The sequence below is a fragment of the Spirosoma sp. SC4-14 genome (genome assembly GCF_037201965.1).
GTDB lineage: Bacteria > Bacteroidota > Bacteroidia > Cytophagales > Spirosomataceae > Spirosoma.
Genome location: NZ_CP147518.1, coordinates 3,982,131 through 4,007,786 on the forward strand (window position 1 = coordinate 3,982,131; position 25,656 = coordinate 4,007,786).

Annotated in this window: 19 protein-coding genes; 12 read left to right on the plus strand and 7 right to left on the minus strand. The window is 49.7% G+C overall.

The window, feature by feature from the left end; all coding sequences use genetic code 11:
• The first annotated feature begins 21 nt into the window (after nt 1–21).
• From WBJ53_RS16340 to WBJ53_RS16350, 3 genes are read left to right on the plus strand one after another with little or no spacing between them, the layout of a single operon-like run.
• Entirely contained in the window at nt 22–1,842 is a 1,821-nt protein-coding gene (locus tag WBJ53_RS16340) for a PDZ domain-containing protein (protein ID WP_338867996.1), read from the plus strand.
• Nucleotides 1,843–1,893: 51 nt separating this feature from the next.
• On the plus strand, nt 1,894–2,901 hold the full coding sequence (locus WBJ53_RS16345) for a cation diffusion facilitator family transporter (protein WP_338867997.1): 1,008 nt from the start codon (nt 1,894–1,896) through the stop codon (nt 2,899–2,901).
• Nucleotides 2,902–2,912: 11 nt separating this feature from the next.
• Nucleotides 2,913–3,656, plus strand: a complete 744-nt coding sequence (locus tag WBJ53_RS16350; protein WP_338867998.1) for an SIMPL domain-containing protein — start codon at nt 2,913–2,915, stop codon at nt 3,654–3,656.
• A 55-nt stretch (nt 3,657–3,711) separates the two neighbouring features.
• On the opposite strand, the gene WBJ53_RS16355 is transcribed toward WBJ53_RS16350, so the two are convergent.
• The 5 genes from WBJ53_RS16355 to WBJ53_RS16375 all read right to left on the minus strand — a co-directional run bounded on the left by WBJ53_RS16355 (nt 3,712) and on the right by WBJ53_RS16375 (nt 10,952).
• On the minus strand, nt 3,712–4,377 hold the full coding sequence (locus WBJ53_RS16355; RefSeq protein ID WP_338868000.1) for a Uma2 family endonuclease: 666 nt from the start codon (nt 4,375–4,377) through the stop codon (nt 3,712–3,714).
• A 69-nt stretch (nt 4,378–4,446) separates the two neighbouring features.
• Nucleotides 4,447–6,819, minus strand: coding sequence for a TonB-dependent receptor (locus WBJ53_RS16360; protein WP_338868002.1), 2,373 nt, complete (start codon nt 6,817–6,819; stop codon nt 4,447–4,449).
• Nucleotides 6,820–6,842: 23 nt separating this feature from the next.
• Nucleotides 6,843–7,916 carry a DUF4249 domain-containing protein gene (locus WBJ53_RS16365; RefSeq protein WP_338868004.1) on the minus strand — a complete coding sequence of 358 codons (1,074 nt, stop codon included), beginning with the start codon at nt 7,914–7,916 and terminating at the stop codon, nt 6,843–6,845.
• Nucleotides 7,917–7,919: 3 nt separating this feature from the next.
• Nucleotides 7,920–9,233, minus strand: coding sequence for a hypothetical protein (locus WBJ53_RS16370; protein ID WP_338868006.1), 1,314 nt, complete (start codon nt 9,231–9,233; stop codon nt 7,920–7,922).
• A gap of 435 nt (nt 9,234–9,668) precedes the next feature.
• Nucleotides 9,669–10,952: an MFS transporter gene (locus WBJ53_RS16375; protein ID WP_338868007.1), complete on the minus strand. Its 1,284-nt coding sequence runs from the start codon at nt 10,950–10,952 to the stop codon at nt 9,669–9,671.
• Between the two features lie 234 nt (nt 10,953–11,186).
• Here WBJ53_RS16375 and WBJ53_RS16380 point away from each other — a divergent pair, with 234 nt between their 5' ends.
• From WBJ53_RS16380 to WBJ53_RS16405, 6 genes are all read left to right on the plus strand, one after another.
• A complete protein-coding gene (locus WBJ53_RS16380; RefSeq protein WP_338868008.1) occupies nt 11,187–12,134 on the plus strand; it encodes a 1-phosphofructokinase family hexose kinase in 948 nt (315 codons plus the stop codon).
• 245 nt (nt 12,135–12,379) lie between these two features.
• Nucleotides 12,380–14,896, plus strand: a complete 2,517-nt coding sequence (locus WBJ53_RS16385) for an ABC transporter permease (RefSeq protein WP_338868010.1) — start codon at nt 12,380–12,382, stop codon at nt 14,894–14,896.
• A 237-nt stretch (nt 14,897–15,133) separates the two neighbouring features.
• Nucleotides 15,134–15,976: a DUF1080 domain-containing protein gene (locus WBJ53_RS16390; RefSeq protein WP_338868012.1), complete on the plus strand. Its 843-nt coding sequence runs from the start codon at nt 15,134–15,136 to the stop codon at nt 15,974–15,976.
• 19 nt (nt 15,977–15,995) lie between these two features.
• On the plus strand, nt 15,996–17,543 hold the full coding sequence (locus WBJ53_RS16395; RefSeq protein WP_338868014.1) for a biopolymer transporter TolR: 1,548 nt from the start codon (nt 15,996–15,998) through the stop codon (nt 17,541–17,543).
• A 67-nt stretch (nt 17,544–17,610) separates the two neighbouring features.
• Entirely contained in the window at nt 17,611–18,447 is an 837-nt protein-coding gene (locus WBJ53_RS16400; RefSeq protein ID WP_338868016.1) for a TIM barrel protein, read from the plus strand.
• Nucleotides 18,448–18,485: 38 nt separating this feature from the next.
• Nucleotides 18,486–19,361: an alpha/beta hydrolase gene (locus tag WBJ53_RS16405; RefSeq protein ID WP_338868018.1), complete on the plus strand. Its 876-nt coding sequence runs from the start codon at nt 18,486–18,488 to the stop codon at nt 19,359–19,361.
• Between the two features lie 51 nt (nt 19,362–19,412).
• On the opposite strand, the gene WBJ53_RS16410 is transcribed toward WBJ53_RS16405, so the two are convergent.
• Both WBJ53_RS16410 and WBJ53_RS16415 read right to left on the minus strand, forming a co-directional pair.
• The gene (locus WBJ53_RS16410; protein ID WP_338868020.1) at nt 19,413–20,207 is read right to left on the minus strand and encodes an NIPSNAP family protein; all 795 of its coding nucleotides are present in this window, start codon (nt 20,205–20,207) and stop codon (nt 19,413–19,415) included.
• Between the two features lie 163 nt (nt 20,208–20,370).
• Nucleotides 20,371–20,727 carry a helix-turn-helix domain-containing protein gene (locus WBJ53_RS16415; RefSeq protein ID WP_338868022.1) on the minus strand — a complete coding sequence of 119 codons (357 nt, stop codon included), beginning with the start codon at nt 20,725–20,727 and terminating at the stop codon, nt 20,371–20,373.
• Between the two features lie 519 nt (nt 20,728–21,246).
• On the opposite strand from WBJ53_RS16415, the gene WBJ53_RS16420 reads away from it, so the two are divergent.
• From WBJ53_RS16420 to treZ, 3 genes are all read left to right on the plus strand, one after another.
• Nucleotides 21,247–21,819 carry a cupin gene (locus WBJ53_RS16420; protein ID WP_338868024.1) on the plus strand — a complete coding sequence of 191 codons (573 nt, stop codon included), beginning with the start codon at nt 21,247–21,249 and terminating at the stop codon, nt 21,817–21,819.
• A gap of 347 nt (nt 21,820–22,166) precedes the next feature.
• A complete protein-coding gene (locus WBJ53_RS16425; protein ID WP_338868025.1) occupies nt 22,167–23,774 on the plus strand; it encodes an alpha-amylase family glycosyl hydrolase in 1,608 nt (535 codons plus the stop codon).
• 17 nt (nt 23,775–23,791) lie between these two features.
• Nucleotides 23,792–25,645 (plus strand): malto-oligosyltrehalose trehalohydrolase, encoded by a 1,854-nt coding sequence (treZ, locus tag WBJ53_RS16430; RefSeq protein WP_338868028.1) that lies wholly within the window; start codon nt 23,792–23,794, stop codon nt 25,643–25,645.
• Nucleotides 25,646–25,656 lie beyond the last annotated feature (11 nt).

The window sequence follows — 25,656 nt, forward strand, 5'->3', positions numbered from 1 at the left end:
CTGTGGCTTTACTTTTGCCCTATGAAAACTCCATTCTTCACAGTTTTTGCCTGTTTACTGATTCGCCTATGCCTGGCCCAGCCCATTCGGTATGAAATGTCGTTCCCAAACGCCATTCATCACGAAGCACAAATCACCCTCACCGTGTCGCAGTTGCCAAAGCAGCCTGCCGTATTCCGAATGAGTCGCTCGTCGCCCGGCCGATATGCGACGCACGAGTTCGGAAAAAATGTTTATGATGTAAAGGCCGTTGATGAACAGAACCAACCGTTAGTCATCAACCGGACCGATGGAGATGTTTATACCGTTCCCAACCATAAAGGTACGGTTAAGGTCTCCTACACGATCTACGGCAACTACCCCGATGGTACCTATATGGGCATCGATCCGAAGAGTATCCACCTGAATATGCCCGCTACATTCATGTGGATCAAGGGATTCGATCAGCGCCCCATCGAAGTAAAATTCAACCTGCCGTCTGAAAACATAGGGGTTGTGGCTACCCAGCTTGTTCCTGCTGCCGACCGCTACACCTTTACGGCGCCCGGTTTGCAATACTTCATGGATTCACCGGTGAAAATCGGCCAGCTTAACGTAAAGGAATGGAAACGAACCAATACCGATGGACAGCCCATTACCTTTCGGGTGGCTCTGGAAGCGGCCGTTGCCGACTCGACGGCCGATGGCTTTGCCCAAAAAATTGCCCGGATCGTCGATCAGGCCAAAGCCGTTTATGGCGAATTTCCGGCGTATGACTATGGCAACTATACGTTTCTGGCCAGTCTGAACCCCTATGTTCGTGGCGACGGTATGGAACACCGCAACTCAACCATGATTGCCGTTCCCATTGCTTTCACGGGGCCCGAGCGTGTGCTGGGCGTGTTTGCCCACGAGTTTTTCCATTGCTGGAATGTGGAGCGTATTCGCCCTAAAACGCTGGAACCCTTCAATTTCGAAAAAAGCAACATGAGCTATGAGCTTTGGTTTGCCGAGGGATTTACTCAATATTATGGCGAATTGCTGCTGGTGCGGGCTGGTTTCACGCCTGTCGACATGTATACCAACACACTTACCAGTATTGTTTCGGGCAAACAACTCACTCCCGGTGGCACCTACTACTCCCCCATCGATGCCAGTTGCCACGCTGTTTTTGTCGATGCCGGTGTATCTGTCGACCGCGCGAATTACGTAAATATGTTTACATCGTATTATACCTACGGCGCTGCGGTTGCGCTGGCATTGGACCTGGAGCTACGGCAGCGCAATCTGTCGCTGGACACCTATATGCAGGCCCTCTGGAAACGGTTTGGTAAACCCGAGCAACCCTATACTGTTGATGGTTTGCAAACGGTACTGGCAGGCCTTACGTCGCCCGATTTTGCCCGTTCTTTTTTTAGTAAATACATTTACGGTCACCAGCCTATCGATTATGCCTCACTACTTACGAAGGCAGGATTAACGATCAAAAAAGCGCAGGAAGGGCATGCCTGGCTGGGCAATGTTCGCTATTCGGAGTCCGACAACGGGTTGCAGATAATGACCAATACCGTTCGCGAAACGCCCATTTACCAGGCAGGGCTGGATGTCGACGACATCATAACGGCTATTGATGGGCAGTCCGTACTAAAAATTTCTGATATGCAGTCAATTCTGGGTCAGCATAAACCCGGCGATACAATTCGGGTAACCTACATGCATCGGGGCGAATCGCGCACGGCCCCCATTGCCTTAATTGAAAATCCAGCCATTTCAGTTCAACTGTACGAAAAAGCGGGCCTATCGCTTACGCCAGAGATGCAATCGTTTCGCGACAACTGGCTGAAGGCTAAAGCCGTTAAATAATCCCCTCCAGAATTGTTACCTTTGCCGTTTTAATTGCACCGGACAGGCGTTATGAGTGTAAGTCAACAAACCAAATACCGATGGATGGGCATCTCATTAGGACTGAGTATTGTCCTGCTGATTGTGAAGTTCACGGCCTATTTTGTAACCTATTCAACAGCCATTCTGTCCGACGCAGTTGAATCTATCGTTAACGTGATTGCCAGCGGATTTGCGTTCTATAGTATTTACCTGGCTGGCCAGCCCCGCGACCAGAACCACCCCTATGGTCACGGCAAAGTTGAGTTTCTGTCATCGGGGTTCGAAGGGGCCATGATCCTGTCGGCAGGTCTGGTCATTGTCTGGCAGGCGATCCTCAGCTTTTTCGAACCCAAAGTTCTCTCCAACCTCGATCTGGGTTTTGGCCTGATTGGTATAACTGCCCTTGCCAATGCGTTTGTTGGCTGGATGCTCGTTCGGGCGGGGCGACAGACCGACTCGCTGGCGCTCATTGCCGACGGGCGGCATCTGCTTACCGACACCATCAGTAGTATTGTAGTGATGGCAGGAGTAGCATTGGTAGCCTTAACCGGCAAACACTGGATCGATAGCGCGCTGTCGATGCTACTGTCGCTTGTGATTATTTACAACGGCTTTCAGCTTATCCGGCAGTCGGTAGCCCGGCTGATGGATGAGACCGATACGCCTACCCTGGCCCGCGTGGTAGCCTTGCTAAACAACCATAAAGACAAAAACTGGATTGATGTGCATAACCTTAGGGTCCAGAAATATGGTGCCGATCTGCATATTGATTGCCACCTGACACTGCCGCATTATTGGGAACTAAACAAAGTTCACGACGAAGTTCATCACTTTGAAGATATTCTTAAAGAAGGTTTCCCGGCCGAAGTCGAGATTTTTGTTCATGCCGATCCATGCGAAAAAGAATGTTGCCACTATTGCCGGGTGTCAAACTGCGCCGTACGGGCATCGGCCTTTATGAATGACGTAGCCTGGACATCTGAAAATCTACCGCTGAATCAGAAGCATTTTGTACCGTTGGAACCATCGAGCCTATAATTACTCTTCTCATGATCAACGTTCTTCGCTACGCTCTCAATAGTACCTGCCTGCTGTTTACGCTTATGGCCGTTTTAGCACAACCCAGGCTGGGGTTAGCTCAATCAACAGAAAATCATTTGACGGTAACCGGAAAAGTTACGGAAGAAGTCCCGGCCGATGAAGCTGTTCTTACCATTACCCTCACCCATAGCGACGACAAAGACATCACTTTAGTTTATGAACAGAATAAAGCCGCCCGGGAACAGTTGATTGGTATCTTAACGCAACTAAAAGTACCCAGCAAAGACATTCAGATTTATCAGGTGCAGGTTCGTAAAGAACGGGACTATTCGATGGGTCCGGGCATGGGGCAATCCAGTGAAAAGCTTAAAAGTTATCAGCGTATAGCGATCCACTTCAGCGATTTAACCCGGTATGGCCAGGTTCAGCAGCGGCTGGCAGCGGATGGCTTCACCGATTTAAGTTCTACGTTTTCCGTGAGCAACCCCAAAGACATCGAACTTAGGTTAACCGAACTGGCTGTTGCGAATGCGAAAGAAAAAGCGGATCGGCTCGCGAAGTCATTCTCCCGATCCATTAAACGGATGGTACGGATTGGCGATATTGAGGAAACAGAACCCATTGGGTTTATGCTTAACAATAATCCCTATCTGAATACGGTATACACAATGGACCCCATGCGTCAGGCAGCCATCGTTCCTCAAACGTTTCGCTATACGGCTGTTGTCAAGGTCGTATTTGAACTGAACTAGGCGAGTTGGGTACCATATGGCGTTTTTATCGACCCCAGTACGACCTGCCGCGGGCTCAGTTGGATTTCAGCAACGTCCGCAAAGTAAGAATATTGACCGACTCATCGAAAATGGCCCGGACCGGAATCGAAAAGCCTGAAATGGAAAAACTATTGATCGTCTCTTTTACGCCAAACGAGCCCATTAAGGCATATTCCAGTGTATCGGCGTCGATCTCGTATTGTTCAACCGTTCGGCGCAGGGGGTCGATGATCCAGTATTCGGCTACACCGTGGGCGGCATAATCGGCAAATTTGGTTTCCCGGTCAATTTTTTCGGTGCTCTTCGATAACACTTCTACCACAAAATCAGGGGCGGGGTAATAGAGTTGATCCGGCACAATCTGGGCCGCCTTGTCTGCCCCGAAATAGCAGATGTCGGGTTCATAGCTGTTGCGGGTTAATTCGACCAACGCTTTCTCGGCCCGGACATATCCTAACTGACGGTCGTTAACATAAACGTTCAGCAGCGTTGCCAATAATAACATCGCCGAGTTATGACGGTCCAGGGCTGGCGAATGCACCACAACTTCCCCGTTGATGAATTCGGCTTTTTTATCTTCGTCCAGCCATTCATAAAAAGCATGACGCTTCTGGCGTTCTTCGTCCAGAATAGCCTGCACTTTTTGCAGGATAAGTGGAGCCTGAGGGGTGTCTAAAATTTGCAGCAATAGTTCGGACATGACGTTGATGGGCTTTGATCAAAGATAACGATTTATTGGCAAAGGTTGTATTCTTCACTTAACCGGCCGTTACCAGTTAAAATTCCAGCTGATCGACGGAATGATGGTGCCGAAAACCGATAGCTGATAGCTTTTGGTAGTGGTATTTATCCGCTGAAAATAAATGGAATAAGGGTTTTTATGAGCATACATATTGTAAAAGGAAAACGACCAGTTACTGTATCGACGCTGCCCCGGTGTCCGGCGACCGTCTTTGGTGAATGACACATCCAACCGATGGTAGTCGGGAATCCGATCGGCGTTGCGCTGCGAATAGTCCAGCACTTTAGTGCCATTGAGTCGATACGTTCCGTCGGGATAGGTAGTTGGCCGACCGCTGGTATACACAAAATTGGTCCCAAACGTCCAGCCCCGGCCCCATTTCCACTGCGTTGCAATGGTCAGGTTATGCGGCCGGTCGAAGGTTGATGGATACCAGTCACCGCCATTGATTTGTACGCTGGCGTATGGACTCGGCACCCGCGCCAGTGTCCGCGAATAGGTATACGCTACCAGACCTGTCAATACTCCGCGTGTTTTCTGAATGCTCACTTCCACGCCATAAGCTCGTCCCTGGGCCCGTAGCAGATCAGCATCGAGAGTCTGATTGAGCAACAACGTGGCTCCGTTGCGGTATTCGACCAGATTTTGCAGGGTTTTATGATATACCTCAACCGAGGTTTCGTAGGTGTTGTCAGTAAAGTTATGGAAGTAGCCAACGGCAAATTGATCGGCCACTTGTGGAGGCACCAGGGCATCGCTAACTTTCCAGAAATCGACCGGCGAAATAGCGGTTGTATTGGATATCAGGTGTAGATATTGGCGGGTTCGGTTATAGCTGAACTTCAGTGAGCTATAGGGCGTAAGCGTTAAACGTAGACTCAGCCGGGGTTCCCACCCGGCGTATTGTGCCAGTGGCTGGCCGCTACCAAAATGCAGGGTATCGGTAATGCTCTCGCGCGTGCGGGGCTGTCCTTCAGCATAAGCATAGGCGACACCGGGCCCTACATTGGTAAACTGCGCATACCGAATCCCGGCCTGCACCGACAGCACCCGCGTAGGCGTCCACTCTTCCGACACGTAGCCCGCCCACTCGCGGGCCTGCTCGGAGGGTAAGGTTATGCTGATAATGTTTGAGTTGTTACCCGTTGGGCTGATGGCTCCCGGAAGCAGCCGATAGCCAGTTAATGAGCCACCAAACTCAATTCGGTGGGCAGCAGCAGGTGCCCAAAGCCAATCGAAGCGGGCGTCGCGTTGCCGAATACCAGACTGATACCGATAGGTATTGGTCGAAGTGAGTCCATCCAGAAAAAAACGATAATCACTCTGGGTACTATTCAGATTAAAGGAAAGGTGCGGGTTCAATCGCTGGCTCCAGCGAGCAGTAAACAGCGTCGATTGAGTTGTGTAGAGCGTATCCTGCGGAAATTTGAAGGTATCATAACTCCGATAGACCGTAGCCGACAACTGGCTGTTTTCATTGATTCGGTAGGTCAGTCGGCCGTTCAGGTCGTAGAAAAACGCGCGGTCTTTATTGGTTGGTGCCGGAAATAGTCCCAAAATGAACGATGGATAGGCGATCCGACCACCTGCCAGAAATGTCAGCTTTTTATTTTGGGTCGCTGGCCCCTGTACCAGCAACCGGCTGGTCAATAAACCGATTCCTCCATTTACCGTAATTCGCTCGGTTTCGCCCGCTTTGGTATTCATCAGCAACAACGACGATAAACGGCCACCGTATGCGGCCGGAATTCCGCCTTTATAGAGTGTCACATCCTGAATGGCATCGGCATTGAGATTACTCAACAAACCCAGCATATGGCTCGTATTGAACAACGGAGCCCCATCCAGCAGAACCAGATTCTGATCGGTCCGACCTCCGCGCACATTGAACCCGCCTGCTCCCTCTCCTACTGTACTGACACCGGGCTGTAGTGTCAACGCTTTCAGAATATCGACTTCGCCAAATACGACCGGAATGTTGCGCAGGTTTTTCATGTCGAGCCGCACCACGCTCATCTGCGTAGCCGATACATTAGCATCAGGTGCCCGTCCCGTTACGTTCACTTCGTCCAGTTGGCGTGTATCGGGGTTGAGGGCCACCTCCATCCGTACATTGCTTTGGCTAATTTCCAGAAAGCGGCTCCGCGAGTAATACCCAACTGCCGAAAAGGTCAGGTTATACGGACCGGGCAATACCTGCATACTGAAGGCTCCCGTGCTATCGGTTGTGGTTCCGGCTCCCTGCTTTTTATCGTATATCGACACGTTCCCGATGGGTTTTCCGGTTACCCCATCGTTCACCCGACCGTAAATTCGAAACCGAACCTGGCCCAGCAAATTTGGACAGACCATCAGCAACAGCAGACAGACAAGCACAGGGCGAAGGTAGACTTGACGCATATTCATCATTCATCATTCATCAATTACCGGGGCGGCCATCCCTGCGGTGGCGATAGAATTGGTTGCGGGAAATTAGTAAAACAATCACCAGTAGGCGGTATAAACTGCTTTCCACTGATCAGAAACTTGTCGTAGTTGATAGTATCGCCTGGTATTGTGAGCCGCTGCTGGCTAACCGCCGAAGCACCAAAGAAACCAAGCGCCAGTTTTGTCGTATCGGACACGGCCCGCACATTTCCCTCGATAGAGGCTGGTTGCGGATCGAACAAAGAACCCGTTCGCGTTCGCTGCTGCTCATAGAGATTCCAGTACTGATAAGCCGCCCGCGTTATTGAATATTGTCTTACCTGTACATAGTATGGGCCCACAGCATAAATCGGTACACTAAACACAACCCGATTACTGATTCGGTTGCCATTGATGAGCGCATCGGAGAGCACATCGGTGGGTGGTCCAATTATTGGAACCCAACACGAACAGGCACACCGATCATAGCCAAACGGGGTTAGTGGTGGATGCTTCGGATCAAATTTAGTCCAGCGCGGAATATACGCCATCGACGACCACCGATAGTAATTGCCAAGCATAGACGGGTCCTGCGTATCGACCAAAATATCATACCAATCAGGCTGTCCCAATTCGCTAAACCCTTTTCGAAACCGCGCCTGTAGCAAATCAAGGGCTGGAACTGGTGTCAATAATTCGGGTTTCGATTCATAGCGACTGCCGTCTGGCAACGTCACCGCCAATGTATATAGACGACCAACCTGACCAATGAAGCTACTATCATTTACACCATAATAAGCTGGCGCAAATGGGTCGGGCACCAACCGTACTTTATTACCCCGATCATCGCTGATAACCACGAGCGCGTCGCTGATAACCAGTTCGGGCGGGGCTGGATTGGCTGAATTGTACGGCCCCGTATAGGTAAGCCGCACCCAGGGAAACGGACCATTGGTTACAAGCCCCTCAACCACCAGCCGTCGTTCGATCTGACGGATGGGCAAACCAACTTCGTCGATACAACCCCATATCAGCAACAACAGGCCGTAACTTAACCAATGCAGCTTAATTACCCGTAGTACTGGTCGCATTGGTCAATTGCCTTTAAATTCCCAAAAATCAGTACAGCCAATCAGCCGAATGCCACCCGCAGCCGTTGCCTGATGTTCATATCCCCAACCCAGATAGGTATGTCCTGGTACTTGACTAACTACCAAATAGGTACTGGCCGCACCCGGATAATCGGTCAGATAGTGCCAGTGGTCACTGGCAGGGTCATACTGCCATACGTCCCGCAGCGTTTCTTCCGCAGGGGTTATTCCTAGGCCAAAATACCCATTGTCATTAAGTTGAAAGCCAATACCCCGGCTACGGATAGCTCCCGGAAAATTAGCCTTTCGGGTCCACTGCTCCGTTTTCGTATCAAAAGCCCACAAATGCGCTACCTGATTTGGTCGTTGATTCACTACATAGCCCGTTGTTCCAATCCGAAAGGTAGCCAGTGTGCCGGTTGGCTCGGGCAGATCGGGCGCGCGGTATTGATCCCAGGTTCCCATCCGAACCCACATCTGCGAAGGCCCACCCTCCACGAGCTGATAGGCCCGGTCGAGAATGGCAAACCAGCGCACTTCACCATCGGGCCCGGCAAAATCAGGAGTAACCATATCTTTCAGATACTGACGCTGGCCGGGTGCTAATTCACTGATTACAAACCCCAAACCAGACATCTGGTAAACAACCCCTTCAACGGCCTGTAATTTAAACCGAACAATGCCATGTCGACCAGAATAATAAGAAAGGGTAAAGGGATACCAGCTCTTCGATGTAACGAAATAAGTTAAGGACTGAACCGTATTGTCCCGTTTCAACTGCCAAAGCGATAGCTGTCCATTATCAGAATCGGGGATATTATCGGTACTTAATGCACTTCCGGCAAAATCACCTCCGTCTAGCGGAGCGTGCGGAAGCCGGAGCCAGTACGATTGATCGGGTCGATGATGGTACGAACGCTGGGCGTAGATAGAATCGCCCCCGGCATTTTTAGAAGCGAATCGCAGTCGATAGGTCTGCCCGGCCACCAACCCAGTGGCCTCATAGGGCATCAGATTGAATAAGTCCAGTTGGCTAACCGAACGGGCATTTATCAAAACAGGTTTCCCCGTAGTATCGAGCATAGTGAGTTGCCAATCGGGCGGATTAAACTCAATACCTGCCTTAATAATAATTTCGGCCCGATTCGATGCGGTCGGCTGCACGCTCACCAGCGTTGGCGGAATAATCGTTGATTCGTCCGGAACAATGAAAGGTATATCATTCGATTTACTGCAACTTAATACGCTGGCTCCAATGAGCAGAAGAGCTAAAATCCATACTCTAAAAAGATATGTTACCCCATATAAGCAACTCATGTATCCAAAATTTCGGGGAATTTACACCTAACATCACGATAACTGCAATTCTAAATGCTCTCCGCCGTTGCAGATCAGTCAGGTTCGGATTCTTTGCCGCCAAAGAATGAGCTGTTTTATCCAATCGCAGCCGATAAAAGTCTGTTCGCTAAATAAAAAGAAGAAACGAATCTTTTTTTACCAAAAAAGTTGTATTAAATCTTTTTATTTACCAATTTTGACCCATTAGCTGATTCGGAAGATTAGCAAAAACATTGCTTTTTTCAATTCAGGTTGTATTCAAATACCAGCAAAAAACGGCCCTTTCCAGAGAATTGGGGCCGTTTTTTCTTTTGTAGCTTTATCAATTCAATCCATAGCCATCTCGCTTGATAGGCCCTCTAACCGATTGCATGTATCTCTCACACACGTTTTTTTCACAAATCACCTGTTTTTTTAAGACGCCTTTACTTTTCCTGGCTCCACAACGGCAGCAGGAGTTGTCTTTTTTAAAGCGAGTAGTGTTAAAATGGCCGATAGCAACAGGGAAGCTGCCATGAACAGATAGGACGCACCGAAGCCGCCCGTACTCCCATTTAAATACCCGACAATGTAGGCGCCAATAAAGGAACCCAGCGCACCGAAGCTGTTGATCAGGGCCATGGCTCCTCCGGCTACATTCTGCGGTAACACTTCGGGGATAATTGCAAAAAAAGGGCCATAGGGAGCATACATGGCCCCTCCGGCAACAATCAGCAGGATAAACGACAACCAGAAACTAGACGGGCCTACCAGGTATGACCCATAAAACGCCAACGCACCTACAACCAGAAAGGGCCATACAAAAATTTTCCGTTGCTGAGATTTATCCGAATAATACGACACACTAACCATCCCGATAATCGCCAGCACATAGGGCACTGCCGATAGCCATCCCGTTTTAACAATATCCATATCGGGCGCAGCTTTCAGAATGGAAGGTAGCCACATCACAAAGCCGTATACGCCAATACTCCACAGCGCATACTGAAAACTAAGCAGCAGTACTACCTTCGACCGAAAAGCTTCGCCGTAGTTTCTTACTGGCCTGATTCCCTGTTGTTCGCGCTCCAGTTGCCGGGTCAACGCCTGTTTCTCATCGGGCGTTAACCAGTGGGCATCCTGCGGTTTATCGTCGACCAGCCGCCACCAGAAATAAGCCCAGACAATAGCGGGCAGGCCTTCCAGAATAAACATCCATCGCCAACCCACCGCCTGAATCAAATAACCCGATAGTACCGACATCCAGAGAATGGTGACCGGATTGCCAAGAATCAGATAGGTATTGGCCTGCGACCGTTCGGCTTTGGTAAACCAACGGCTTAAAAACAATAGCATAGCTGGCATAACGGCACTCTCGACCACACCCAGCAGAAACCGAATTACAATGAGAGCATTTATATTACTGATGATGCCCGTTGCCATGGCCAGTCCGCCCCACAAAATCAGCGACCAGAACACCAGTCGTTTGGCACTCCGCTTTTGGGCATAAATGGCACCCGGCACCTGAAAGAAAAAATAACCCAGAAAAAAAAGGGAACTTAGCAGCGACGACATGGCCGGATTGATTTGCAGATCGTCGCCCATGCCACTGGCAGCACCAAACCCGAAATTGGCCCGGTCAAGATAGGCAAGGCTGTAGGTTATAAAAGCAATGGGTAATAAGCGGTACCAACGGGACTTTGCAAGTTCGTTTTCCATAAATTGGCTCTCGACTTTTGAACCACCTGCGTTTTTAAGTGTGTATCAGGTCGGCTACCGAACAAAGGCGGGCGTTCGGGTTTCTCTACTGAACAAGTAACGATAGGCAGGTCGGAATTGTCGAAAATCAGACCCCAATCTAACGCCAGTCAGGAAATTCGTTTTGACTATTTCTCATTTTTGCCGTCTAGTAGACTACTGCATTCTACAGAACCCCATTCGCCCACGACTATCATGATCGTAACGCTTACTCTCAATCCAGCCGTAGACGTCAGCACCAACGTTGATCGACTGGTTCCTACTCACAAATTACACTGTGCCCAGCCACAATACGATGCGGGCGGTGGCGGTATCAACGTTTCAAAAGCCATACACCGGCTGGGTGGTCATTCGCTGGCACTGTTTACGGCAGGAGGCCCCAACGGCCTTACTCTACAAAAGCTGGTCGATACCGAAGCCCTTTCCTATCAACTCATCCACATCGACGGCATGACCCGCGAGAGCTTTGTCGTCACCGAGACTTCAACCAACCTTCAGTTCCGGTTTGGCACACCAGGTCCCGAAATCACACCTATGGAAGCCGAAAGCTGCCTGACCGCCCTGAGCAAACTCCCGGCCTCCACCGATTATCTGGTCATCAGCGGGAGTTTGCCTCCCGGCCTGCCCACCGATTTTTATGGCCTTATTACCCGACAGGCCAAAGCACAGGGCATAAAGGTTATTATCGATACCAGCGGCAAACCACTACAATCAGCCCTTCAGTGTGGAGTCTTTCTGACAAAGCCGAATCTGGGCGAACTGGCCCGCCTGGTCGGGAAAGAACGGCTCGAAGGCAAACAGGTATCTCTGGCAGCACGGGAGCTGATTCAGGCCCGGTGGTGTGAAGTGGTGGTGGTATCACTAGGTCCACGCGGAGCGTTGCTCGTTACCAACGACCTGCACGAATACATCCCCGCTCCTATTGTGAAGACAATCAGTACGGTTGGTGCCGGCGACAGCCTGGTTGGCGGCATGGTTTATGCGCTCGGTCAGGGCAAAAGTCTGAGCGAAGCGGCTCGGTTGGGAGTGGCCTGTGGCACTGCGGCAACGCAGAACTCCGGCACGCATCTTTTCCAGAAACAGGAAGCCGACGAATTACTGGCCTGGATCAACCAACAGTCGGGCAGTGTTAATGAATGGTGACATGCATACCGACTCATCGGACGCGCGGAAATAGTATCCGTCTTTCGTCCCATTTTTAGCCGATTTCACCCCATTTTTTCATTGTGTCTATACTTGTCGGGTATACTTGCAACAGGTTACTCATGTATTCGAAGTGAACACGTCGAGCGGTATGCCCCATCATCGGGAAGCATTGCGGGAAGTAGCGCTATCGCAGCAATGCTTTCAAGTTCTTCAGAATACGGCACATAGACCAAAATCGGATCATGATCGGCAGCTACATCAAAACATCGAGACGCAACTTATTGCGCAACAAACTGTTCTCAGCTATCAATATTGTTGGCCTTGCCATCAGTATGTCCGTTGGCTTACTACTAATCGCGTTCGTGTTCGACCTGTGTTCGTACGACAGATTCCACCAAAATGGGGAGCGGATCTATCGCATCACCAGCGTATTGACTGCCAATCAAGAAAAAAGCCGAACGCGGCCCGGCCGAACGCGGCCCATCGGCAAGTTTGCTACCACTTCCATAACGGCCGGCAAGCTTATCCGACAGAAAGTAACGGGCATTGGCCAAAACGCAGGTGGGGAAGTAGCTATTCTACGCAACGACTTCTCGCAGGACGCGAAGGTTGGCGACAACGTTCTCCCCATCAAGGGATTCTGGACAGAACCGTCATTCTTCAGGATCTTTACATTCCCGATGCTGGAAGGCAACCCCGAAACGGCCCTGAAAGATCCTTACTCGATCGTTCTTACGGAAACGGCAGCAAAAAAGCTATTCGGCAGTGCGGATGCGTTGGGCAAGGTGATCAAGTTCGATACGCTCGATTATCAGGTAACCGGTGTTATGAAGGACGTTCCTTTCTTTTCGCACATCAACTTCGAAGCATTGGTATCGCTGTCGACAGCCGAGCAACTTAACAGAAACAATACTACTTTCGACAAATGGAGCAGCATGTCGTCGAACTACGTGTATCTCCTGTTGCCGGAGAATGCCAACCTGGCTTCAATTCAGTTGCAGCTCGATGCCCTGGCCAGGGAAGAAAACCGCACCGAAGAAAACACGCAGATTCAGCTTGAACTACTTCCTTTATATAAAATTGTAGTTGGAGAGAATCTCCGGCGTTCTGAAGGCGGGCCGGGCTCGGTGGGCCCTCACATGCCGCCGGTTGTGCTTTGGATACTCGGTGGGCTTGCACTTATTGTTATACTGTCTGCGTGTTTCAACTACACCAACCTGTCGATGGCACGCGCCATGCGCCGTTTTAAGGAAGTAGGTCTTCGCAAAGCAATCGGTGCCGGAAAAAGCCAGATATGGCAACAGTTTCTGATAGAGGCAATCATGATTTCTCTGGCAGCCCTTTTTCTTTCTTTTCTCCTGTTTCTGGTACTGCGGCCACAACTGATCAACCTGGCTCCAGAGATGCAACGCACAGTAAAGCTAGAGCTTACGCCAGCTATGGTTCTAACTTTCATTGCCTTTTCTGTCACGGTGGGGGTTATTGCCGGACTGATGCCTGCCCTATTCTTTTCGAAAGTCAGCGCAATCAATGCCCTCAGGAATGTATTCGCCCGGAACCACGCTGGCAGACCGGCCGTATCATCGACGTATCGGTTGGGGAATGTATTCAACTACGCAACACTCCGACGCTCCCTGGTAGTGATTCAGTATACGCTCACGCTGATCTTCATAACCACAACCGCCATTGGTTATGTGCAGTATAAAAACATTCTCGCCTTCGACCTGGGATTCAACACCGAAAACATCCTCAACATCAATATGCAGGGCAACAAACCTGATGCGCTGCTGAAGGAACTGAGCGAGATGCCCGACGTAACGGCCCTATCGCGGTCGTTAATCATCACCAGTGTGGGAAATGCCTGGGGTGGCTTTATGAAATACAACGATTCGCGCGACTCTGCGCTGGTCATGACGAACAACGTCGACGAAAACTATTTGGCAGTACATGAATACAAGCTCATTGCCGGGGGCAATTTTATGGCACGACCCACTACAGCCGAAGCAGCCACGGAAGTGATTGTTAATCAACAGTTCTTAAAACGATTTAACATCGCTGCCAACCACCCCGAGAAAGCAATTGGGCAGGAGATCACTTTCAGTAATTTCAAAGTACATGACCGTAAAATGACCATTGTTGGCGTAATGAAAGACTTTCATTATGGCAAGGTCGACAACCTCATCGAGCCGGTCGCCTTCATGTTCTGGACGCCCGATGACAGGGCAATCATCAATGCCAAACTACAAAGCAAAGACATGCTGTCCACGATGGCCAGCATTGAGTCGGCCTGGAAGAAGATTGATCGTGTTCATCCCTTTCAGGCTAAGTTCTATGAGGAAGCCATAGAAGAAGCCTACAGTGAATTTTCTGCCATGATCAAGATTATTGGCTTCCTTTCTTTCCTGGCCATTTCGATTGCATCGATGGGCTTGTTCGGTATGGTGGCCTATACAACTGAAACCAGGCTGAAGGAAATCAGCATCCGCAAAGTGATGGGGGCAAGCCCAGGCAACCTTGTTTACTTATTGAGCCGCGGTTTTCTCCTACAGTTGTCGATTTCAGCACTCATCGCGCTGCCCGTAACCTACCTTTTCTTCGAAAACGTTGTGCTTACCCGGTTTCCGTATCACACACCCGTGCAGGTTGCTGAGTTGTTTGTGGGGCTGCTGGCCGTATTGTTGATTGCCTTCCTTATGATTGGGTCGCAAACGATGAAGGCAGCGAAAAGCAATCCGGTAAAGGTCCTCAAGAGTGAATAGGCGTTATTGAACGCTCAGTCATCGGCAGATTCCGGGTGGGCCGTTGCAGCGCCTATGGGCACGTGGGAAAAACGAACTTAGAAAATTGTGAGTAATCGTATAAAAAGTTGACCGAAACATTCCTTAAAGAAGTTGTTTAGTTTCGCAACATTACCGTAGGTAACCGACGGTAATCGCAAAACCGCTGTCGACATTACCTCAGGCTGTTATGTGCTGGCTGAGTTAACGCCCCTTCCTATGAAATTGCTGCTTCTTTTCCTTGGCTTCAGTCTTCTTGCCGCATCGTCGCTTCAGGCACAAACCGGTAAAAAATGGCACTCTTTATTTAATGGGAAAGATTTGACCGGTTGGGAAACGTATCTCGACCGCCCATATTCGAAGGATAACCCAGGCAATAAAGTCGCACCGCTTGGACTAAACAACGACCCCAACCACGTGTTTTCGGTCGTATCGATCGATGGAAAACCGGCCCTCCGCATTTCAGGTGAAACTTTTGGCGGTATCAATACCCTCGCCGATTTTGAAAACTATCATCTTCGTCTGGAATTCAAATGGGGCACCAAACAATGGCCTCCCAAACTCGGCCAACCTCGCGATAGTGGCCTGTTGTATCATAGCGTAGGTGCGCATGGTACGCCAATGCTCTGGATGGAATCCTTCGAATTTCAGATTCAGGAAGGTGATTGTGGCGACTACTGGGGCGTTATGAATGTACTGGCCGACATTCCGGCTGTTAAAAACGACAACGGAAAATACGTCTACCGTCCCGGAAGTCCGCTTCTTACATTTCAGGACAAAACGCCCATCGGCCGGTCATGCCTTAAATACCCTGATACTGAAAAACCATCGGGACAATGGAATGTTGTTGAGTTGTATTGCGTGGGCGACACCTGCCTGCACGTCATGAATGGCACGGTAAACCTGATGGTTGCCCACGCCCGTCGTCTGGTAAACGGCCAGCCGGAACCCCTCACAAAAGGAAAAATTCAATTACAATCAGAAGGGGCCGAAATCTTTTATCGAAACATTCAGGTTCGTTCCATTGATCAGTTACCGGCCGGGCTCCTCTCTGGCAACTAACAACTCCCCTTAACGTACTATGGATATGTACTACAACATCCGGTGCCTGTTCGCTCATATTGCGGTCCTGACGGCGCTAAGTCAGTCGGTTTGGGCACAACAGAAAGCCATTGGCGTATTTGATGGCCAGTCAGATGTTGGCCATGTACTTCATGCAGGCTCCTGCACGTATAACCCTGTTCGTCAGGAATATAGCATACAAGGATCAGGCACCAACATCTGGGGCACAAACGACGAATTTCATTTCGTCTGGAAACGGATGAAAGGCGATTTCATTCTTTACACTCGCGGACACCTGCTCGGCAAAGGCACTGACCCGCACCGCAAAATAGGCTGGATGGCCCGCACCAGCCTGGATGCCCAATCGCCCCAGGTGAGTGTAGCCATTCATGGCGACGGGCTGACCTCGTTACAGTATCGCCGGAGTGCCGGAGCCATAACCGAAGAAAATCGTTCGAGCCTTTCAGGGGCAGACATCATCCAGCTCGAACGGCATGGTAACACCTTCACGCTACGAGCCGCCAACTTTGGCGAACCCTTTCAGGTGCGGGAGATTACAGACATTGATTTAGGCAATGAGGTGTATGTTGGCTTGTTTGTGAGTGCCCATAATAAAGATGTGGTTGAACAAGCTGTTTTCCAGGATGTTCGAATCACGGTACCCGTTGCAGCCAATGCCCCCACCGGTCAAATGAAGCTGGGGAGCCGCCTTGAGTTACTGGATATCGCCAGTGGCAAACGCGAGGTTATTTTTACGGCCCCCAATTCCATTCAGGCCCCTAACTGGACCCGCGACAACAAAACGCTGATCTATAACAGTGAAGGCCTGATGTACACATTTAATCTGGCCAGTCGAAAAACGAGTGTGCTCAATACGGGCGATGTAAAAAATAACAACAACGACCATGTCCTGGCTTTTGATGGTAAAACTCTTGGCCTCAGCAGCGGTGTCCGCGACCTTGGCGGATCGATCATTTATACGGTACCCGCATCGGGTGGAACGCCAAAGCAAATTACCCCCAAAGGCCCATCGTATCTGCACGGTTGGTCGCCCGATGGCAACGATCTGGTATTCTGCGGATCACGAAATAACGAATTCGATGTGTATAAGATACCGGCAACGGGCGGCCCCGAAATTCGCCTGACCGACACCAAAGGCCTCGACGATGGCCCCGAATATTCGCCCGATGGCAAGTACATCTATTTTAATTCGAACCGGACAGGCACCATGCAAATCTGGCGAATGAAACCCGATGGCAGCCAGCAGGAAGCCGTCACCAGTGGCGAATTTCATGACTGGTTCGCCCATATTTCGCCCGATGGAAAATGGATTGTGTTTTTGTCGTTCCTCAAAGATGAAGTAGCCCCCGGCGATCATCCTCCCTATAAGCATGTTTACCTCCGGCTGATGCCTGCTACGGGTGGTCAGCCTAAAGTAATTGCCTATTTATACGGCGGACAAGGCTCAATCAACACACCCTCGTGGTCGCCCGATAGCAAACGAATTGCGTTTGTCAGCAATTCGGATGTAAGCGTCATCAGCCCTGCCGATATTAGTCCGAAATAGCGTAATTTGTCCATAGAATTAGCAAATGGCGCCAAAGTCAAATGACTATTTTCTCTATTTTTAAATTATGCAAACAAGACGTACCTTTTTGAAAACTGCAGGTTCGCTGGCGGCAGGAACTCTGTTAACGCCGAATCTGGCAAACGCTGAAAAAGTGAACGATGTGGGGATTCAGTTGTATACGGTTCGGAAAGAAATGCTGGAAGATGCTGCCGGAACGCTGAAAAAACTGGCTCAGATTGGCTACAGGGAACTCGAATCGGCCCGAAGTGCCAAAGGTAATTTTTATGGTTTACAACCCAAAGAAATCAAAAAAATTGCCCATGACCTGGGTATGACCGTTCGGAGTGGACACGTCCATATCGACAAAGACTGGGAGCGTTCTATCGACATGGCCGCCGAAGCCGGTCAGTCATACCTGGTCTGTTCGTCGCTCCCCTCAGAAGGGCAAACGGTTTCTAACTATCAGCGTTGTGCCGATACGTTCAACAAAGCCGCCGAAGCCTGCAAGAAAGCAAAGCTGGTATTCGGCTACCACAACCACGAGTATGAATTCGACAAAGTAAATGGCAAACCTTTGTACGACATTCTGCTGGACCGTACGGACCCAAATCTGGTTAAAATGGAGATGGATTTGGGGTGGGCTATCCTGACAGGCAACGACCCGCTGGCCTATTTCAAAAAATATCCGGGCCGTTTTCCGCTCTGGCACCTCAAAGACATGGACAAGACTAAAAAAGAAAGCACCGAGTTCGGAAAAGGCCAGATCAACGTGAAGCAGATGCTCCAGAACATGAACAAGGCAGGTGTAAAATACTTCTTTGTCGAACAGGAAGAATACCCGAAAACGGCTCTCGAAAGCGCCAAATATGACTTCGATTACCTGGCCAAACTTACTTTCTGACCCTTGTTAGCCGTTGGCGTTAACGCCGTAGCCTGCTCATGAGAAAACACCTGCTAGTTTGCCATCTGATTGCCCTTGCTCAGTTAATTGGCTATATACCAACGGCTTTCGCACAACATACACCAGAAATTATCTCGCTTTGGCCAAACGGCGCCCCTGGTTTTGAAGATCGGCGCAATGAACCCGAACAGGCTAAAGAATATTGGGTTCGTCATATCAACAACCCGACGCTAACAGTCTATCTGCCCCCTAAAGAGAAAGCGACGGGCGCAGCGGTGGTCATTTGTCCGGGGGGCGGTCACCGCGAACTGGTTTTTAATGCCGAGGGGCGCCAGCCCGCCGAGTTTCTGAATAGCCTTGGTATTGCCGCGTTTGTGTTGAAATATCGACTGGCCCGAGAAGAAAACTCACCCTATTCGCTCGATAAGCATCCCCGCCAGGATGCCTACCGGGCCATGCGCCTTGTCAGAAGTAAGGCAAAAGAATTTGGTATCGATTCCAATCGGGTGGGTATGCTGGGTTTTTCGGCAGGTGGCGAAGTGGTTGGCATGGTCGCTTTTTCGCCCGGCAAAGGCCTGGCCGACGCCCCCGACCCAATTGACCGGCTAAACGGCAAGCCTGATTTTCTGATGCTGATATACCCCGGCCCGTTGACCGTACCGGAAACGGTTCCGGCCGATGCTCCGCCCGCTTTCATGCTGGCTGCCAACGATGACGCCTGCTGTTCAGGACCAGTTGTTACGCTGCTTCAGCAATATCGCGCGGCCAAAGTGCCCGTCGAAGTGCATATCTATACGCAGGGAAAACACGGTTTCAACATGGGCGACCGCTCGAAGCTTAAATCCATCAACACCTGGCCACAACGCATGGCCGACTGGCTAAGCGATACGAATTTACTAAAAAAGAATCCCTAACTGGTAGACCAGTTAGGGATTCTCTTTCAGGTTGACCTTATTGAGCCTTTCTCAAATATCCGAATAGTCGGTTGGATACAGGAAGCGCATATCGTTGCGCGATACGTTCTTCTGATACTGCGGCATAGCCGACAGTTTTTTCCAGTAATCGTCTTTACCAAAGGCATCCCAGTGCTGATCGCGCGAGGTTTTATTATCGAAGGTGGTGAGATACATCAGATTAGGCATCCGGCTACCAGCAACTACTTCAGCATAAAAAACAGCATTGAAACCCAGCCGCTTAAATAAGCCTACTTCATCGCCTTTGTTGAACATGTCTATTTTGTTCTTCGAAATCTTCTCCGTGTGGCTTTCGTAACTGCGCAATTCATAAACACGGTCCTTTTTGGGCGATGTTAATTCCGGCAACGTATAATGCGGTGCTTTTTCAAACGCATTCAGCAGAATAGTTTCGATACGTTCGAAAGGTGGATTGGTATAAACAGCATCCAGATACTCTTTGCCATCGTTCTGGTAGGTTTTGTCACTGGCCAGTTTCTGCTCCAGCTTGAAAAAATCGTCGCTCGACCGAAAAGGGATGAATACGTAAATCAGTTTTTCGGTTGTTGAATTAGCATCTGAGCGGGGTTTAAATACGCCCACTTTTGCTATCCCGGCCCGGTGCAGGGCAGGCAAATAGGCTTTTTCCAGAAAATTATCGACCGTTGCTTCCTGAGCGTCGGATTTTAAATGATATACTTTCAGTTCATAAAACTCACGACTGGCGGTAGGGGCAGAAGCCAACAGAAAAGATACCTGAACAAAACACAGCAGGCAAACCAGGGCAATTTTTGATACACGCTTCATCAATTCGACATTTCTAATTTTATTCGTCCTACAAAACTAGAAACTCCATCCATTACAACTGAAGCCAATTTTTCATGGCTTTACTCACAATTTTCTTAGTTAGAACCGGCTGGCAGCACGAGCTCTTTCAGTACCGTTGAGCATAGGCCATGAACCAGAAGCCTTATGCCGGAAACTCCATTTCATTCTCCGAGAACTTACACATAACGTCCAGCATTTCACTAAGTTTCTCCCCTGTAGTCGTCAGCGCATATTCGACGCGGGCCGGAACTTCCCGAAAATTATCATTCCGAACAATTAGTTTATGCTGTTCGAGCAGGCGTAAGCGATCGGCCAGAATATTATCGCTGATCAGTTTTAAATCTTCTTTCAAACTCGAAAACCGATTATTACCTTCTTCTATGCTAAACAGCACCTCGGTCAGCCAGCGTTTGCTCAATAGGTGAATAAGCTCGTTAAGTGTACATTTTTCTTCGAGAAATGTCTGATTAACATAATTCGTGGAGCTTAATTTCCTCATAGTTGTACTAATTTATTTAGGAGTAACTCACAAAAACTAAAGATATTGACCCACACAGAATTGGGGCGTTTCTTTGTGCTGGCCACTGTATGTATGGTCAGTAAACGGGGGCTTTTGTATCCTAAAGATACAGCTTACGTTTTAAATTAATCTATATACTATCAGAAATCCGGTAATTCTAATCTCATCATTTCAGAATTACCGTTGGTGCCCGGGCGGCTGGTGGCGGAATGTAGTACGGTACCGAAAAACAGAAAGCAGTAAAAGCCATCGAAGCGCCGTATGAGGTAAGCTAGCCCAAAAGCCCTGACACTGGTTGTGTTGGCCTCTATCAACTTCACTGGCCCAACAAAGCACGCTCTATTCTGGAAACAACGAAGGCCATTTCAATCCCGATCGCCTAACCCACGAGCTAGACCCAACTAACTGAGCGGGAACAAATAAAGTAAGCACCCCTGACCATCGACTATCTAATTGAAAACCAAAAGCTTATATAAACATTTCAGGTTGCTTTACGATATGGAGCGAAAAACATTTCTTTCGGTATTGGGCTTATTGACCGTGAAGGCTGCCCTACCAATCGTTCAATCCATGAAACCAGACCTGTTCTATTTCAAAGACGATGGCATAATTCCGAACAGCAAATTTCCACTGCTCCGCTACAGCAACGCCTTTGCGGCCCGCAACAATGAAGGAGCCAGGTGGCTGGAAACGAAATTTGCCAATAACAACTGGACAAACTCCTGGCGAAACGGCATTTATCCCTTTCATCATTATCATAGCACCTCCCACGAAGTGCTGGGTATCTACTCAGGCTCGGCACTACTTCAGTTGGGTGGTGAGAAGGGAGAAAAAGTGTCCGTTCAGGCGGGCGACATCCTGATTATTCCGGCCGGAGTTGGGCATAAAAAGCTGGAAAGCATCAATCTGGGTGTCGTTGGAGCCTACCCCGAAGGTCGTGACTGGGATTTAAACCGCGGGCAACCGGGAGAGCGCCCTCAAGTCGATAAAAACATAGCTGCATTGCCTATTCCCTCCACCGATCCGCTTCTTGGGACAAACGTCGGGTTGCCAACAATCTGGTTAGCCTGAGACTAATGGTCCCCGCCCACTGCTATCGTCTCCTTTTCTATTGATCGATACAGTAACCATTTCAGGTATTGTCTATCAACCTGACCCACAAACGGGCACTCCCAGTCGTCAGTTAATCTCCCATTTTCGGCAATCCGTTCCTATGTCCTGACATAACTATTTTGCCCAGCTATGTCAGGACCATACCATTATTTTAAGCGTCGACCCCAAACCAAGCTTGTTGCTGGCCGTTTTATAAGTTGATCTACCAATCAGCCAGCAATTTGTATCTGAATTGAGATCGTAAGACTACTCCCTTCAGGCTTTACAAGTTGCCAGATCTACACACGAAGGAAACCCAACAAATCATGGCAGACAACCAACAACAGTATCTTTGGTGGCAGAAAGAGGTTATTTATCAAATTTATCCCCGATCGTTTCAGGATAGCAACGGCGATGGCATCGGCGATTTACAGGGCATTTTACACCGACTCGATTATCTACAGCAGCTTGGGGTGAGTGCGGTCTGGCTTTCGCCCATTTATCCCTCTCCAATGGCCGATTTCGGGTACGACATTTCTGACTACCAGGGCATACACCCCCTTTTTGGCTCACTACAGGATTTCGATGCATTAATTACGGCCGTTCATGACCGGGGCATGAAACTTATTCTGGATCTGGTGCCCAATCACACCTCCGATCAGCATCCCTGGTTTCTGGAGTCCCGATCGTCGCGCGATAATCCGAAACGGGACTGGTATATCTGGCACGACCGCCTTCCCGACGGCGGAGAACCCAATAACTGGCTCAGTGTGTTCGGTGGAACAGCCTGGGAATGGGACGAACCAACCCAGCAGTATTATTATCACGCGTTTCTGAAAGAACAACCCGACCTGAACTGGCGCAACCCTCAAGTGCAGGAAGCCATGCTTAATGTGATGCGTTTCTGGCTCGACAAAGGCGTTGACGGGTTCCGGGTCGATGTGATGTGGCACATGATCAAGGATGAGAACCTGCGCGATAATCCACCCAATCCCGACTATCAGCCGCACATGGCTACCTATGAGCAACTGCTACCGGTCTACTCCACCGATCAGCCCGAAGTGCATGAAATTGTACTGAAAATGCGGCAGGTGCTCGATTCATACACCAATCGATTATTGATTGGCGAGATCTATTTACCCATTCATCAACTGGTTGCCTACTACGGGATCGACGGAAAAGGGGCCCATTTACCGTTCAATTTTCAGTTGTTGCTGTTGCCCTGGGATGCCCGGCAGATTGCCTCGGCAATTGACCAGTATGAAGGTTTGCTGCCGCCCCAGGGCTGGCCTAACTGGGTGCTCAGTAACCACGATCAACCCCGAATTACCAGCCGGGTTGGGAAAGAACAGGCCCGTATTGCGGCACTATTGCTTTTAACACTTCGCGGCACGCCAACGATTTACTACGGCGATGAAATTGGCATGAGAGACGTTCCCATTCCTGTTGATGAAGTCCAGGACCCTCAGGGACTGAACATGCCCGACAAAAACCTTAGCCGGGACCCCGCCCGCACACCCATGCAGTGGGATAATACCCTCAATGCAGGCTTTTCGAGCGGAAAACCCTGGCTGCGGCTGGCTCGTAATTTCAGTCGCGACAATGTGCAGTTGCAACTAACAGATCCCTATTCCATTCTCTCGTTCTACAGGAGGCTCATTAAATTTCGGCAGCAGCAACCCTCTCTGATGGTAGGCGACTACCTGCCGGTGTATGCCGACACGCAGCTCATCGCTTATATCCGCCAGTTGGAAGGCCATCCGCGTTTCCTGATCCTGTTAAACCTGAGCCACCGGCCCGGTTATTTCAAAGCGAAAGACAGTTCGCTGAGGGGCAAGGTAGTGCTGGCAACTCCGCTCGAATGGGAAGGTTCCTTCGTAAATGATAGCATCAGTCTGGGTGGCGACGAAGGCATTATTGTGCAACTAGAGTAGCTTTTAATCCGCAGCGAATGAAAACAACTGGAGCAACTTACATGGGTACGGGTCATTGCATTTTTACGGTCTGGGCTCCCGAGAAAAAAAACATTACCCTGCATATTGTTCATCCCAACGAACGAAAACTGGCCATGAAAGCCGTTGAATTGGGATACTTTCGGATAGAGGTCGATAATGTATATCCAGGCACCCGCTACTATTACACCCTCGAAAATGGCCAGGATTACCCAGATCCGGCGTCTGATTTGCAACCCGAAGGCGTGCATGGCCCTTCGGAGGTTGTCGATCATACGGCTTATATGTGGCACGATCAACACTGGCGCGGGCTTCCCTTCCGCGATCTGATCTTCTATCAGCTTCATGTAGGGACATTTACGTCGGAAGGCACATTTGAAGCCATCATTCCCCGACTGAGCGAGTTGGCACAGCTTGGCATCAATGCCCTGCAATTACTCCCCATCTGCCAGTTTCCGGGGCAGCGTAACTGGGGCTACGATGGTGTTTATCTCTACTCCGTTCAGGAGTCATATGGCGGGCCAGCGGGCTTAAAAAAACTGGTCGACGCCTGTCATACCCACGGCATTGCAGTTTTTCTGGACGTGGTTTATAACCATATGGGCCCCGAAGGAAATTATTACAGTCAGTTCGGGCCTTATTTCACCGAAAAGTACCATACTCCCTGGGGAAACGCCCTGAATTTTGACCGCGACTGGGCCGATGGAGTTCGCGAGTTTATCGCCAACAACACATTGTTCTGGTTTGAACAGTACCATATTGATGGATTGCGGTTCGACGCAATCCATGAAGTGATCGACATGGGAGCGGTTTCCATTTGGGAGTTAATCTACAGTAAGGTTACGTACCTGGAAGAGCAACTCGGCCGGTCGTTATATCTGGTTGCCGAATCGGACCTCAACAGCCCACGCGTTGTGAAACCGCCGGAGTTGGGTGGCTATGGTTTTCGTGCTCAATGGCTCGACGATTTTCATCATGCGCTTCATGTGCTGGTTAACAAGGCCGGAAAAGACAAATACGCCGATTTCAATCGAATCGAGCAGTTGGCCCGGGCTTATACCGATGGGTTTGTATCGAGTGGCGACTATGTGGCTTTCCGAAAACGCAGGTTCGGAGCCTCATCGGCAGGCATTTCGGGCGACCGGTTCGTTGTTTTCAACCTCAATCATGATCAGGTAGGAAACCAGTCGGGCCGGGAACGGTTGTCGTTGCTGGTTGGTTTCGAGCGCCAGAAAGTAGCCGCAGCGGCCATGCTACTAGCCCCATACATACCGATGTTGTTTATGGGTGAAGAATATGCCGATGAGTCGCCCTTTTTCTATTTTGTCAGCCATTCCGATAAAGAGCTGGTCGAAGCTGTCAGAGAAGGACGTAAAAAAGAATTTGGTGATTTTATTGATCATGCCAATATTCCTGATCCTTTTGAGGATACAACATTTACGAAATCGAAGATCAAGTGGAATCAGCGCACCCAGGGTAAACATCATATTATGCTAAGATGGCATCAGGCGCTGATTCTGTTGCGCCAAACGACAGCAGCCCTTCGAACTTTCAACAAAAATGATGTTCGGTTTACGATTATCGACGACGATGGCTTTGTGCTACACCGGCAAACGCCCGATGGGCTGGAGCATGTTTTCTGCTTGTTTAATTTTTCGGACCATGATCTTACCTATACGTTTCCCAAATGGACCCAATCGTGGGATAAATTACTCGATTCGAAAGACCCGGCCTGGCTGGAGTCAGATACAAACGCGAAGCAACCCCTCCCCGACCAGCTAGCACCCGGTGCTTCGGTTACAATCTATCCCGACAGTGTTGCGGTCTATTCCGGCCGGTTAATCATTGGCTAGAACGCATTCAT

Bases quoted from the DNA above. Each gene is read 5' to 3' on its own strand.
- WBJ53_RS16340 (WP_338867996.1), top strand. From the start codon at position 22: ATGAAAACTCCATTCTTCACAGTTTTTGCCTGTTTACTGATTCGCCTA.
- WBJ53_RS16345 (WP_338867997.1), top strand. From the start codon at position 1,894: ATGAGTGTAAGTCAACAAACCAAATACCGATGGATGGGCATCTCATTA.
- WBJ53_RS16350 (WP_338867998.1), top strand. From the start codon at position 2,913: ATGATCAACGTTCTTCGCTACGCTCTCAATAGTACCTGCCTGCTGTTT.
- WBJ53_RS16355 (WP_338868000.1), bottom strand. From the start codon at position 4,377: ATGTCCGAACTATTGCTGCAAATTTTAGACACCCCTCAGGCTCCACTT.
- WBJ53_RS16360 (WP_338868002.1), bottom strand. From the start codon at position 6,819: ATGCGTCAAGTCTACCTTCGCCCTGTGCTTGTCTGTCTGCTGTTGCTG.
- WBJ53_RS16365 (WP_338868004.1), bottom strand. From the start codon at position 7,916: ATGCGACCAGTACTACGGGTAATTAAGCTGCATTGGTTAAGTTACGGC.
- WBJ53_RS16370 (WP_338868006.1), bottom strand. From the start codon at position 9,233: ATGAGTTGCTTATATGGGGTAACATATCTTTTTAGAGTATGGATTTTA.
- WBJ53_RS16375 (WP_338868007.1), bottom strand. From the start codon at position 10,952: ATGGAAAACGAACTTGCAAAGTCCCGTTGGTACCGCTTATTACCCATT.
- WBJ53_RS16380 (WP_338868008.1), top strand. From the start codon at position 11,187: ATGATCGTAACGCTTACTCTCAATCCAGCCGTAGACGTCAGCACCAAC.
- WBJ53_RS16385 (WP_338868010.1), top strand. From the start codon at position 12,380: ATGATCGGCAGCTACATCAAAACATCGAGACGCAACTTATTGCGCAAC.
- WBJ53_RS16390 (WP_338868012.1), top strand. From the start codon at position 15,134: ATGAAATTGCTGCTTCTTTTCCTTGGCTTCAGTCTTCTTGCCGCATCG.
- WBJ53_RS16395 (WP_338868014.1), top strand. From the start codon at position 15,996: ATGGATATGTACTACAACATCCGGTGCCTGTTCGCTCATATTGCGGTC.
- WBJ53_RS16400 (WP_338868016.1), top strand. From the start codon at position 17,611: ATGCAAACAAGACGTACCTTTTTGAAAACTGCAGGTTCGCTGGCGGCA.
- WBJ53_RS16405 (WP_338868018.1), top strand. From the start codon at position 18,486: ATGAGAAAACACCTGCTAGTTTGCCATCTGATTGCCCTTGCTCAGTTA.
- WBJ53_RS16410 (WP_338868020.1), bottom strand. From the start codon at position 20,207: ATGAAGCGTGTATCAAAAATTGCCCTGGTTTGCCTGCTGTGTTTTGTT.
- WBJ53_RS16415 (WP_338868022.1), bottom strand. From the start codon at position 20,727: ATGAGGAAATTAAGCTCCACGAATTATGTTAATCAGACATTTCTCGAA.
- WBJ53_RS16420 (WP_338868024.1), top strand. From the start codon at position 21,247: ATGGAGCGAAAAACATTTCTTTCGGTATTGGGCTTATTGACCGTGAAG.
- WBJ53_RS16425 (WP_338868025.1), top strand. From the start codon at position 22,167: ATGGCAGACAACCAACAACAGTATCTTTGGTGGCAGAAAGAGGTTATT.
- treZ (WP_338868028.1), top strand. From the start codon at position 23,792: ATGAAAACAACTGGAGCAACTTACATGGGTACGGGTCATTGCATTTTT.